The sequence below is a fragment of the Rhodoferax saidenbachensis genome (assembly GCF_001955715.1).
GTDB lineage: Bacteria > Pseudomonadota > Gammaproteobacteria > Burkholderiales > Burkholderiaceae_C > Allorhodoferax > Allorhodoferax saidenbachensis.
Window position 1 is genome coordinate 2110361 of record NZ_CP019239.1, and the last position, 11438, is coordinate 2121798.

Here is an 11438-nt window from a genome sequence, read left to right on the forward strand (position 1 = left end):
AGCTAAGAATGAAATTCATTATGCTTCAATCATCTATGGCTTCAAGCCTTCCAGGGCGATTTCTGCCAGCAGATGCACCAAACGTGGGCTTTCGCCCACAGCGCCTTGCAAGCTGAATTGCACTTGCGGGTGCTGGGCACGGAGCCCCGCCACCAGCAGCGGCAAATCCTCGCGAGCATGTTTGCCAACGCCCAGGAACAGCGGCACGATGGTGATGGCGTTCACGCCTGCATTTGTCAATTCCAGCGTGGCTTGCGCGATGTCGGGTGTGCTCAGTTCGAGGTAAGCACACTGCACCGGAGTCAACGGGGAAAGCTCTTTGAGCCGGGCCGCCACGGCTTCCATGGGCTTATGCCACAGAGGATCCCGCGAACCATGGGCAAACAGGATGATGCCTGGGCGTTGCTGCGGCGCGGTCATCGTCGGATCACCAGCCAGCCGAAGGCCGAGAGCGAGAGCAGCGAATAAATCAGGCCCGGCAGTGCCGCCGTAAACCACGGCGCCCAGCCGCGCAGCGTGCCCAGGTCGCCCAGCACATTGTTGAGCAGCACAAAGCTGATGCCGGCCATCACGCCGCCAAAGACGTAGGTGGCAATACTGCCGGAACGGAAATGCAGGTAAGCGAAGGGCAGTGCCAGTACCACCATCACCAGGCAGCTCAGGGGGTAAAACACCTTTTTCCAGAACTGCACTTCGTATTTCTGCGCGCTTTGGCCGTTGGCCTCCAGGTGACCGATGTACTGGAACAAATCGATCGTGCCCATGCGCTCGGGGCGCAGGACGGCGGCGGCCACCATTTCGGCGCTGATCTGGGTGGGCCAGCGGAAACTCTCCGAGAACGCGCGATCCACCCGGTGGGAGGGCGTATCGGTGGTGAACTCAGTACGGTCGACCTTCTCGAGCAACCAGTCCTCGTGTTCACCAAAACGGGCCGATTGCCCCTGCGTCATGGACACCAGATAGCCCTGGTTGTCGAATTCAAAAATGCGCACATCTTTCATGTTGCCGTCGGAGTCCAGCGAGCCGACGTTGACCGAATAGTTGCCGTAGGCCTGTTTTTCCTTGAGCCACGCGCCCGTCTTTCCCACGGTAATGCGACCCTGGTACTGCGACTTGAGCAGTTGCGCCGTGCGGTCCGCCAGCGGCGCGAGGTAGTCCCCTACGGCAAAGGTGAACACCACAAAGCCCACCCCCAGCAGCAACAGCGTACGCAAAGCGCGCCAGGGCCCCAGCCCGCTGGTGCGCAGAATGGTGAATTCGGAGCTCTGGGCAAAACGCGCCATCACAAAAATGGTGCCTATGAGTACGGTGATGGGCAGCAGCTCATACACGTGGCTGGGCGCCATCAGGGTGACGTACAGCATGGCCTGGGGCAGTTTGTAACCGGCGGCACCAAAACGACCGATAGCCTGCAGCTCTTCGACAAAGTCAAAGAAGAAAAACAGGGCCACAAACCCCAAGGTCACCAGCGCGACCGCGGTCACCATTTCGCCGTAAAAGAGGCGGCGCAGCGTTCTCATGGTGTGCCTCCGGTGGTTACCGAGGCCTGCGGCAGGGGGCGCCGGCGCAGCACCCAGTTGTTATGGCGTTTGGCCAGCCATAACAGGCCCAGCACCAGTGCACCACCGTGCAGCGCGAACAAAAAGGCGCCAAACGGCACCTGGTTGGCCGCAATCCAGCTTTTTCCAAGCACCAACAGGTTGAAATAAACGATGAATGCCAGAAAGGCCACACCCAGATTGGCCGTGCGACCCACGCGCGGATTCACGCCCGCGGCGGCCAGGCCGATGATGACGAAATTGAAGGCCGCCAATGTGAGGCCAAAACGCCAGGACAACTCGGCCAAATGCTGTGGAATGGGGGTCTTGATCAGGTCCAGCGATGTCATCGCGCTGAATGGCACGTAACTGCGCGCGGAAGGGTCATCGGCACCGACACGCGCACCGTAACTCTCAAACACGCTGATGCTCATATCGGTTTTTCCGCGGGTCTTTTCCAGGCGTTGGCCGTTTTGAAGGACCAGAAAGCGGTCCGGGCCGATCACCTCCACATGCCCCGTGCGGGCAGAGGTGATGGTTTCCTTGTTCTGCTCGTTGGTGGCAATGAAGACGTTGTTGCCAGACTGGTTGTCTTTGGCGTCCTTCTCAATGAAGAACACGCGGTCGCCGTTGGCAGATTCCTGGAACTGGCCCGGCTCGATGCGCGCGATGTCGCCACGTTTCTCGTACTTGTCACGCAAGTCTTCAATCCGGCCAAAGGCCCAGGGCAGGATAAAAAAGGCGAGGGCCAGAATCAGCACCAGAATGGGCCAGGCAAAGCGAAACAGGGGATTGATCAGCGAAACCAGCCCCCGGCCACTGCCAAACCAGATCACCATTTCACTGTCGCGGAACATGCGGGTCAGGACGTTGAGCACGGCAATGAACAGGCTCATGGACAGGATGGTGGGCATGTCCGACAGCACCGTGTACCCCATGATGATCATCACGTCCGTGGGGTTGAACGTGCCCCGGGAGGCCTCGCCCACGGTGCGGATCAGGGTCATTGTCATCACCACCGTCACCAGAACCACCAGGGTGGCGCCAAAACTGCGTGCGAGTTCTTTGCGGATGGAGGAATGGAATAACATGGCGGAGAAGGAAAAACCGAATTATGAACTTTGAAATCAAACCTCTGGGCCTCGTGGGCGTTGGCAGTGAAAAATGTGATGCCCTGATCGTCCTGGTGTCCCAGGACTTCAAGCCGGCCAAGGACGATCTTTCGCAGCTCGTGGCCCAGGCCCTCAAATCCGGAGACCTGGAAGCCAAACCCGGCAAGCCACTGTCTTTGTACCGGCCGGTGCAGGCCAATGCCGTGCGTGTGGTGCTGGCAGGCGTAGGCGAGGGGTCCGCTCGCCAGGTGCGTTCGGCGGTGGGCGCTGCGCTGGCGCTTGTGAAGTCCGCCGCGTTGAAAAAGCTGGTCATCAGCTTTGCCGCACCGGCGCGTGATGAGGCCGTGCGGGCAGCAGTGCTGGCTGCGGCAGATGCCAGTTACGTCTACACCGCGACCAAATCCAAGGCTGAAGGACGCACGCTGCAAAAAGTCGTGCTTGCCGCGACCAATGCGTCCGAAGTGAAGCTCTCTTTCAACCGCGCTGTAGCTACGGTAGCAGGGGTGGAAGTGGCCAAAGAATGGGCCAACCGGCCTGCCAACCACGCCACGCCAACGTTACTGGGCCAGGCGGCTCAGGAACTGGCCAAGATAGCCAAGATCAGTTGCGAGGTGTTGGGACCCAAAGAGGTGGCCAAATTGGGCATGGGTTCGTTCATGGCCGTGGCGCAGGGCTCCGAGCAGCCATTGCGCTTCATCGTGCTGCGTTATGACGGCGCCGCCAAGACCAAGGCACCGGTCGTGCTGGTGGGCAAGGGCATTACTTTTGACAGCGGCGGCATCTCCATCAAACCTGCAGCTGAGATGGACGAAATGAAATTCGACATGTCTGGTGCGGCCAGCGTTCTGGGCGTGTTTCGCACCCTGGGGCAACTCAAACCCGCCATCAATGTGGTCGGCTTGATCCCCGCCTGCGAAAACCTGATCAACGGGCGTGCGGTCAAACCCGGTGACGTGGTGACCAGCATGAGCGGTCAGACTATCGAGATTCTCAATACCGACGCGGAAGGTCGTCTGGTGTTGTGTGATGCACTGACCTATGCCGAACGCTTCAAACCTGCTGCTGTGGTGGACATTGCCACCCTGACCGGCGCCTGTGTGGTGGCATTGGGCAGCGTACGCAGCGGCCTGTTCTCGTCGAATGAGGCCTTGGGCGATGCGCTGATGGCGGCTGGCAACGTGGCGCAGGATCTGAGCTGGCGCCTGCCACTGGACGATGAGTATTCAGAAGGGTTGAAAACCAATTTTGCCGACGTCGCCAATGTGGCAGGACGCGCCGGTGGTGCGATCACTGCAGCCAAATTCCTGCAACGTTTCACCGAAAAGTTTCCCTGGGCGCATCTGGATATCGCCGGTACGGCTTGGAAGAGTGGCGCTGCCAAGGGCGCTACCGGTCGTCCAGTCGGGCTGCTGGTCGAGTATCTGTTGGCCGAGGCGGACCGCAAGTAGGTTCGGCAAATGACTGAGGTTGCCTTCCATTTTGGTGCGCCGGACAAGCTGGCTTACACCTGCCGCCTGCTGCGCAAAGCCGCGGGCAGCGGGGCCCGGGTGGTAGTACTGGGTGATGCGCGCAGCGTGCAGCAGCTGGATACAGACCTGTGGGCTCTGGCGCCGACTGACTTTCTGGCGCACTGTGCTGAGGGTGCAGATGACAGCCTGATGCAACGCTCTGCGGTGGTGCTGGTGCAGCAGCTTCCTGCGGATTTACCGCACCGTCAGGTGCTGGTGAATCTCGCCGAGCAAGTGCCTCAGGGGTTTGACACCTTTGAGCGGGTGATTGAAGTGGTCAGCCATGACGATGCTGACAGGGCGCAGGCTAGGGGGCGCTGGAAACGGTATGTAGAGCTTGGGTATGCCATCACCCGGCATGATTTGGCCCTGAAAGGTGCGAATTGATGTCTTCGACCAAGGCGACTCCCAGATTCCTTCCCACACTCACGGAAGTGGTGCATCCTGCCTCGCCGGTCGTCGCACGGGCTTCGGCTGAAGACCGGGCGCAACTGGTCGAGCGCGTGACCCAGCGTGCCGTTGCGGCAGTGCAGGAGCAGTTGCAAGCCACACTTCAGTCGCTGTTAGACGAGCACGTGCAAATCCTGGCACAACGCTTGCAAGCGGAAACGGAGCGCGTAGTCCGGCTGGCGGTGTCCCAGGCCCTGTCTGAGGAAAATGCCTCGGGGTCCTGAATGCAGGGGTGTTGCGGAGCAGCCATATTTTTCCTCGCTTGGTGACTTCCCTATATCCGCTGGTCAGAATCTGCGCTATCGTGTTGGGTGTGGAATAAATAATTCACGCTGTTTTTTCTTTGTTTAAATTTTTGGAGTTTTTATGCAATTCAAAGTGAAAAGTGCTTTGACAGTATTGGCCGCAGCAGCTCTGCTGGTGGCTTGCGGTAAGAAGGAAGAGGCAGCTGCTCCCGCAGCAGCGCCTGCTGCAGCTCCAGCTGCCCCGGCTGCTGCCGTGGTGAAGATTGGTCACGTTGGCCCTACCAGCGGTGCCATTGCCCACTTGGGTAAAGACAACGAAAACGGCGCTCGCATGGCCATTGAAGAACTCAATGCTGCTGGCGTGACCCTCGGCGGTCAAAAGGTAACTCTGGAACTGTTGGCTGAAGACGATGCTGCTGATCCAAAGCAAGGCACCGCAGTCGCCCAAAAGCTGGCTGATGCCAAGGTTGCTGGCGTGATCGGTCACCTGAACTCTGGTACCACCATCCCCGCTTCCAAGATTTACAGCGATGCTGGCATTCCCCAGATTTCTCCTTCCGCTACCAACCCCAAGTACACACGCCAAGGTTTCAAGACCACCTTCCGCGTAGTGGCTGATGACACCCAACTGGGTGGCACACTGGGCAAGTACGCTGTTGGCACCCTGAAGGGTAAAGCCATCGCCGTGATCGATGACCGTACCGCTTACGGCCAAGGTGTTGCTGAAGAGTTTGCCAAGGCAGTGGTTGCTGCTGGCGGCAAAGTGGTGGCTACCGAGTTCACGACCGACAAAGCTACCGACTTCAACTCCATCCTGACCACTATCAAGGGCAAGAAGCCTGATGTGGTGTTCTTCGGTGGTATGGACGCTGTTGCTGGCCCCATGCTCAAGCAAATGAAATCCCTGGGCATCAAAGCCAAGTTCATGGGTGGCGACGGCATCTGCTCCACCGAACTGGTGAAGCTGGGCGGCGACGCTATTGCTGACGACCAAGTCTACTGCGCGGAAGCCGGTGGCGTTGAAGGCGAAGGCAAGGCTGGCATGGAAGAGTTCAAGGCCAAGTTCAAGGCCAAGTTTGGTGCTGATGTCCAAGTGTACGCACCCTACGTGTACGACTCCGTGAAGATCATGGTGGCTGCCATGGTGAAGGCTGACTCGGCTGATCCAGCCAAGTACCTGCCTATGTTGGCCGCTACTGACTACAAGGGTGTGACCGGTCCTGTCGTGTTTGACGAAAAGGGCGACATCAAGAACGGCGCTTTGACACTGAAGACTGTTCGCGGTGGCAAGCTGGAAACCCTGGCTGTGATCCGCTAATTAGCGGCATCTACAGTTAAGTGAGTTAACGGAAAAGAGGGGCACTCGAAAGAGTGCCCCTCTTTTTTTGTCTCTTTGATAGCGCGATCACCCCGAAACCGGGAAGAACTCAGGTTAGAATATGAGGCTCTGGAGCGGTGGATGAGCGGTTTAAGTCACACGCCTGGAAAGCGTGCGTGGGGTAAAACCCACCGCGGGTTCGAATCCCGCCTGCTCCGCCAGAACTTGGGCTTCATCGGTTTCCAACCGTATCAGCAAGCCCCCTGAAAGCCTCGATTCCCTTGTGGACTCGGGGCTTTTTTGTTGTCGCGTGTGTTTGTCAGCCAAGACAAAGTGGAGGGGGGGGAATCTGCCCAGCCAATGTCAGCCACTATTTTGTGATGGCTCCACTGGCGATATGTTGCAGATCACATTCCGAACAAGGCCTGAGGCCTCTTCAACACGAATACAGAATGGGTGCTGGCAGTGAGTCGCACCATGGGACTGCAAGCGTTCAAGCAAAAAAAACGGGCGATCAACAGAACGCCCGGGAGTGTCCACGAATCCCCTGAAACAGGGGATGCAGGAAACAGATTACTTGGTTCCCTGAACCATCTTCATGGCCGTGGCGATCAGGGTGGACACTTCACTCATGTTGCTTGGAATGATGAGCGTGGTCGTAGCGTCTGAGGCCACCTTGCTGTAGGCTTCCACGGCTTTTTCGGCCACCTTGAGTTGCACGGCTTGTTCACCGCCGGGCTGGCGAATGGCCGCAGCAATGCGTTCGATGGCGGAAGCGGTAGCGTCCGCCACGGCGGTGATGGAGGAGGCTTCACCCTGGGCTTTGTTGATCACGGCCTGTTTTTCACCTTCGGAGCGGGCAATAAAAGCCTCGCGCTCACCGGTAGCGATGTTGATCTGTTCCTGGCGGCGGCCTTCGGACGCGGCAATCAGGGCGCGCTTTTCGCGCTCGGCCGTGATTTGCGCCTGCATGGCGTGCAGGATTTCCTTGGGGGGTGTCAGATCCTTGATCTCGTAACGCAGCACCTTCACACCCCAGTTCAGTGCAGCCTCGTCAATGGCGGCGACGACCTGGGCGTTGATGATGTCGCGTTCTTCAAACGTTTTGTCCAGCTCCAGCTTTCCGATGACCGAACGCAATGAGGTTTGTGCGAGCTGCGAGATGGCAACGATGTAGTTGCTGGAGCCATAACTCGCGCGCATAGCGTCTGTCACTTGGAAGTACAGAATGCCGTCCACCTGCAATTGGGTGTTGTCGCGCGTAATGCAGACTTGGCTGGCAATGTCCAAAGGGATTTCCTTGAGCACATGTTTGTAGGCCACTTTGTCGACAAAGGGCACCAGGATGTTGAGCCCAGGCGTCAAGGTGCCGTGGTATTTGCCCAAACGCTCGATCACCCAGGCATGCTGTTGGGGCACGACCTTGAGAGAGCGGGTGATGAAGATGACGGCGATAACCAGAATGAGTACTGCGATTTCCATGATGTTCCCTGTTTAAGCTTTGTCGACCAGCAGGCGGTTGCCTACCAGTTCGGCGACTCGGTGTGCGCCGGGGTTGGGGGTGACGCCAGCGCGGTGGATGGCGGTCCAGTTAGCGCCGCGGTATTGCACGCTGGCGGTGCCATCGGGGTTCCAGGTGCTGATTTGCACCGTTTCTCCGATGTCCAGATTGACGTTGACGTTGGCCTGAGCAGGAGGTTCAAGCCGACTGCGGTCCCGCTTGAGGTGCCATCCCACGACGGCACCACCACCCACCAAAGCTGCGGCGAGGATCTGCACCGTCAGGCTAGCACCCAGATGGGCGGCCAGTGCTGCTGCGGCCAGACCAATGGCCAGCATCAGCAGATAAAAAGTCCCGGTTAACAGCTCTACAGCGACTGCCGCCCCTGCGAGCAGCCACCAGACGGTTGACTCTGCCATGTTGAGAAGCCCCTTTGTGTTGACAACGCCACATTGTGGGCTAAAAGGTCGGCGCAGCAATATGCCGGATGCAATAAGTCCTTACACTTCGCGCCTGTTTTGCAGTTTTTGGACTGCCCGTTGGAGCCTTGCCATGAAATTCCGCTTTCCCATCATCATCATTGACGAAGACTTTCGCTCGGAAAACACGTCCGGCTTGGGCATTCGCGCCTTGGCCCAGGCCATTGAGTCCGAGGGCTTTGAGATCCTCGGTGTTACCAGTTATGGCGATCTGAGCCAGTTTGCGCAGCAGCAGTCACGCGCCAGCGCCTTCATTCTGTCGATCGATGACGAAGAATTCACGCCCGGCCCGGACCTGGACCCCGCGGTGGTGAACCTGCGCCACTTCATCGAGGAAGTGCGCCGCAAGAATCTGGATGTGCCCATCTATGTGTACGGCGAAACCAAGACCAGCCGCCACATCCCCAACGACATCCTGCGCGAACTGCATGGTTTCATCCATATGTTCGAGGACACGCCCGAGTTCGTGGCGCGCCACATCATCCGCGAGGCCAAGAGTTACCTAGAAGGTGTGCAGCCGCCGTTCTTCAAGGCACTGCTGGACTACGCCGAAGACGGTTCTTATTCCTGGCACTGCCCGGGCCACTCCGGTGGTGTCGCGTTTCTGAAGAGCCCCGTGGGCCAGATGTACCACCAGTTTTATGGCGAAAACATGCTGCGCGCCGACGTGTGCAACGCGGTGGAAGAGCTGGGTCAACTGCTGGACCACAACGGCGCGATTGGTGCCAGTGAGCGCAACGCGGCGCGTATTTTCAATGCTGACCACTGCTTTTTCGTGACCAACGGCACGTCCACCTCCAACAAGATGGTGTGGCACCACACGGTGGCGCCAGGTGATGTGGTGATCGTGGACCGCAATTGCCACAAGTCCAACCTGCACGCCATCATCATGACCGGGGCCATCCCCGTATTTTTGAAGCCCACGCGCAACCATTTCGGCATCATCGGTCCGATTCCGCAAAGCGAGTTTGAGCCCGCAACGATCCAGGCCAAGATCAAGGCCAATCCGCTGCTCAAGGGCGTGAACCCCAAGACCGTGAAGCCACGCATCCTGACGCTGACGCAAAGCACCTACGACGGCGTGCTCTACAACACCGAAACCATTAAAAGCATGCTGGACGGTTATGTGGAGAACATCCATTTTGACGAAGCCTGGCTGCCACACGCAGCGTTCCATCCGTTCTACGGCACCTACCATGCGATGGGCAAGAACCGGACCCGTCCGAAAGAGGCCGTGGTGTACAGCACCCAGTCCATCCACAAGCTGCTGGCTGGTATCAGCCAGGCCAGCCACGTGCTGGTGCAGGACTCGCAGACCGTCAAGCTGGACAAACACCTGTTCAACGAGGCCTACCTGATGCACACCAGCACCAGCCCGCAGTACAGCATCATTGCCAGTTGCGACGTGGCAGCCGCCATGATGGAGCCACCCGGTGGCACGGCGTTGGTGGAAGAAAGCATTGCCGAGGCGCTGGACTTCCGCCGCGCCATGCGCAAGGTGGACGAAGAATACGGCGACGACTGGTGGTTCAAGGTCTGGGGACCGGACAAGCTGGTCGACGAAGGTATCGGCCGTGCGACTGACTGGATCATCAAGGGTGAGTCCAAGAGCAACGCCAAGGCCAACTGGCATGGCTTTGGCAAGATGGCAGCGGGTTTCAACATGCTGGACCCGATCAAGTCCACCATCGTCACACCCGGTATGGATCTGAATGGCAAGTTTGCCAAGACCGGTATTCCGGCGTCCATCGTCACCAAGTTTCTGGCCGAGCATGGTGTGGTGGTGGAGAAGACCGGCCTGTACAGCTTCTTCATCATGTTCACCATCGGCATCACCAAGGGCCGCTGGAACAGCATGCTGACTGCGCTGCAGCAGTTCAAGGACGACTACGCCAAGAACCAGCCGATGTGGCGCGTGCTGCCCGAGTTCGTGCAGAAATATCCCCGCTATGAAAAGATGGGCCTGGCCGATCTGTGCCAGCACATCCACCAGCTTTACGCCAAATACGACATTGCCCGTCTGACGACAGAGGTCTATCTGAGTGACCTGACCCCGGCCATGAAGCCCAGCGATGCCTACGCCCATATTGCGCTACGCAAGACCGAACGTGTGGAGATCGATCACCTGGAAGGCCGCGTGTCGGTCGGCATGGTCACACCGTATCCGCCAGGCATTCCGTTGTTGATTCCCGGCGAGGTGTTCAACAAGAAGGTGGTGGACTATCTGAAGTTCTCCAGAGAGTTCAATGCCCAATGCCCGGGCTTTGAGACCGACATCCACGGTCTTGTGGGTGAAGAGGGGGCCGACGGCAAGCTGCGTTACTACGCCGACTGCGTGAAGGCCTAAGCCTGGGTAGTGCATGCGTAGGCCTGCAACAACAAAAATAGCGCCAGTGCGGTCTGCACGGGCGCTATTATTTTAGGAGCTGCCTGCGCATGTCCTGCGCGGGCTAGAGGCCTCTTTGGCTTGAAAATCAGGCTAGATCGGTGGTCACGCCCATGGTCTGGCTGTAGCCACCATCCACATAGGTGATCTCGGCCGTCACGCCACCAGCCAGGTCGCTCAGCAAAAATGCGGCCACATTGCCCACGTCTTCAATCGTCACGTTGCGGCGAATCGGCGAGGCATCGGCTACGGTGTGCAGCAGCTTGCCAAAGTCTTTGATGCCGCTGGCGGCCAGTGTCTTGATGGGGCCGGCGCTGATGCCGTTGACGCGGATGCCTTTGGGGCCCACGGCTTCGGCCAGGTAACGGACGCTGGCTTCCAGCGACGCCTTGGCCAGGCCCATGGTGTTGTAGTTAGGGATGATGCGCTCTGCACCCAGGTAGGTCAGGGTCAGCAACGCGGCCTTGTCACTCAGATAGGGCAGGGCGGCCTTGGCCATCGCGGGGAAACTGTAGGCGCTGATGTCGTGGGCGATCTTGAAATTCTCGCGCGTCAGGCCGTCCAGAAAGTTACCGGCAATCGCTTCACGCGGTGCAAAGCCAATGCTGTGCACAAAGCCGTCAAACATGGGCCAGTGGGCCGACAGGTCGGTGAACAGTTTCTCGATTTGTGCGTCGTCACCCACGTCGCAGTCAAAAATCAGCTTGGAATCAAAGTCCGCCGCAAACTCGGTGATGCGGTCCTTGAAACGTTCACCCACGTAACTGAATGCCAGCTCGGCACCTTGCGCCTTGCAGGCCTTGGCAATGCCGTAGGCAATGGAACGGTTCGACAACACACCAGTAATCAGCAATTTCTTGCCAGCTAAAAAGCCCATAGCATCCTCTTTAATTCGTGTTCG

General features: G+C 58.5%; 11 protein-coding genes and 1 tRNA gene. 6 read left to right on the top strand and 6 right to left on the bottom strand.

Features of this window, described 5'->3' with window-relative positions; all coding sequences use genetic code 11:
* Positions 1-33: 33 nt before the first annotated feature.
* From RS694_RS10060 to lptF, 3 genes are read right to left on the bottom strand one after another with little or no spacing between them, the layout of a single operon-like run.
* A complete protein-coding gene (locus RS694_RS10060) occupies positions 34-420 on the bottom strand; it encodes a sirohydrochlorin chelatase (RefSeq protein ID WP_029709556.1) in 387 nt (128 codons plus the stop codon).
* Positions 417-1520, bottom strand: coding sequence for an LPS export ABC transporter permease LptG (gene lptG, locus RS694_RS10065; RefSeq protein ID WP_029709554.1), 1104 nt, complete (start codon positions 1518-1520; stop codon positions 417-419). Before lptG ends, RS694_RS10060 begins: the two co-directional genes overlap by 4 nt.
* Positions 1517-2629 (bottom strand): LPS export ABC transporter permease LptF, encoded by a 1113-nt coding sequence (lptF, locus tag RS694_RS10070; RefSeq protein ID WP_037248500.1) that lies wholly within the window; start codon positions 2627-2629, stop codon positions 1517-1519. The genes lptG and lptF overlap by 4 nt, the downstream gene beginning before the upstream one ends.
* A 23-nt stretch (positions 2630-2652) precedes the next feature.
* Between lptF and RS694_RS10075 the strand changes: the two genes are divergently transcribed.
* From RS694_RS10075 to RS694_RS10095, 5 genes are all read left to right on the top strand, one after another.
* On the top strand, positions 2653-4098 hold the full coding sequence (locus RS694_RS10075) for a leucyl aminopeptidase (protein WP_029709552.1): 1446 nt from the start codon (positions 2653-2655) through the stop codon (positions 4096-4098).
* Between the two features lie 9 nt (positions 4099-4107).
* Entirely contained in the window at positions 4108-4545 is a 438-nt protein-coding gene (locus tag RS694_RS10080) for a DNA polymerase III subunit chi (RefSeq protein ID WP_029709551.1), read from the top strand.
* Entirely contained in the window at positions 4545-4832 is a 288-nt protein-coding gene (locus tag RS694_RS10085; protein ID WP_029709550.1) for a hypothetical protein, read from the top strand. The genes RS694_RS10080 and RS694_RS10085 overlap by 1 nt, the downstream gene beginning before the upstream one ends.
* A 142-nt stretch (positions 4833-4974) precedes the next feature.
* Positions 4975-6171, top strand: coding sequence for a branched-chain amino acid ABC transporter substrate-binding protein (locus RS694_RS10090; RefSeq protein WP_029709549.1), 1197 nt, complete (start codon positions 4975-4977; stop codon positions 6169-6171).
* A gap of 131 nt (positions 6172-6302) precedes the next feature.
* Positions 6303-6392, top strand: a tRNA-Ser gene (locus RS694_RS10095).
* A gap of 352 nt (positions 6393-6744) precedes the next feature.
* Here RS694_RS10095 and RS694_RS10100 read toward each other — a convergent pair.
* Both RS694_RS10100 and RS694_RS10105 read right to left on the bottom strand, forming a co-directional pair.
* Positions 6745-7653, bottom strand: a complete 909-nt coding sequence (locus tag RS694_RS10100) for an SPFH domain-containing protein (protein WP_029709548.1) — start codon at positions 7651-7653, stop codon at positions 6745-6747.
* A gap of 12 nt (positions 7654-7665) precedes the next feature.
* On the bottom strand, positions 7666-8091 hold the full coding sequence (locus tag RS694_RS10105) for an NfeD family protein (RefSeq protein ID WP_029709547.1): 426 nt from the start codon (positions 8089-8091) through the stop codon (positions 7666-7668).
* A gap of 133 nt (positions 8092-8224) precedes the next feature.
* Here RS694_RS10105 and RS694_RS10110 point away from each other — a divergent pair, with 133 nt between their 5' ends.
* Complete coding sequence (locus RS694_RS10110; protein ID WP_029709546.1) at positions 8225-10498, top strand: arginine/lysine/ornithine decarboxylase; 2274 nt, start codon at positions 8225-8227, stop codon at positions 10496-10498.
* 127 nt (positions 10499-10625) lie between these two features.
* On the opposite strand, the gene fabI is transcribed toward RS694_RS10110, so the two are convergent.
* Positions 10626-11414 (bottom strand): enoyl-ACP reductase FabI, encoded by a 789-nt coding sequence (fabI, locus tag RS694_RS10115; protein ID WP_029709545.1) that lies wholly within the window; start codon positions 11412-11414, stop codon positions 10626-10628.
* Between the last annotated feature and the right edge of the window lie 24 nt (positions 11415-11438).

Coding starts and splice junctions, on each gene's coding strand:
- RS694_RS10060 (WP_029709556.1), bottom strand. CDS start 420: ATGACCGCGCCGCAGCAACGCCCAGGCATCATCCTGTTTGCCCATGGT.
- lptG (WP_029709554.1), bottom strand. CDS start 1,520: ATGAGAACGCTGCGCCGCCTCTTTTACGGCGAAATGGTGACCGCGGTC.
- lptF (WP_037248500.1), bottom strand. CDS start 2,629: ATGTTATTCCATTCCTCCATCCGCAAAGAACTCGCACGCAGTTTTGGC.
- RS694_RS10075 (WP_029709552.1), top strand. CDS start 2,653: ATGAACTTTGAAATCAAACCTCTGGGCCTCGTGGGCGTTGGCAGTGAA.
- RS694_RS10080 (WP_029709551.1), top strand. CDS start 4,108: ATGACTGAGGTTGCCTTCCATTTTGGTGCGCCGGACAAGCTGGCTTAC.
- RS694_RS10085 (WP_029709550.1), top strand. CDS start 4,545: ATGTCTTCGACCAAGGCGACTCCCAGATTCCTTCCCACACTCACGGAA.
- RS694_RS10090 (WP_029709549.1), top strand. CDS start 4,975: ATGCAATTCAAAGTGAAAAGTGCTTTGACAGTATTGGCCGCAGCAGCT.
- RS694_RS10100 (WP_029709548.1), bottom strand. CDS start 7,653: ATGGAAATCGCAGTACTCATTCTGGTTATCGCCGTCATCTTCATCACC.
- RS694_RS10105 (WP_029709547.1), bottom strand. CDS start 8,091: ATGGCAGAGTCAACCGTCTGGTGGCTGCTCGCAGGGGCGGCAGTCGCT.
- RS694_RS10110 (WP_029709546.1), top strand. CDS start 8,225: ATGAAATTCCGCTTTCCCATCATCATCATTGACGAAGACTTTCGCTCG.
- fabI (WP_029709545.1), bottom strand. CDS start 11,414: ATGGGCTTTTTAGCTGGCAAGAAATTGCTGATTACTGGTGTGTTGTCG.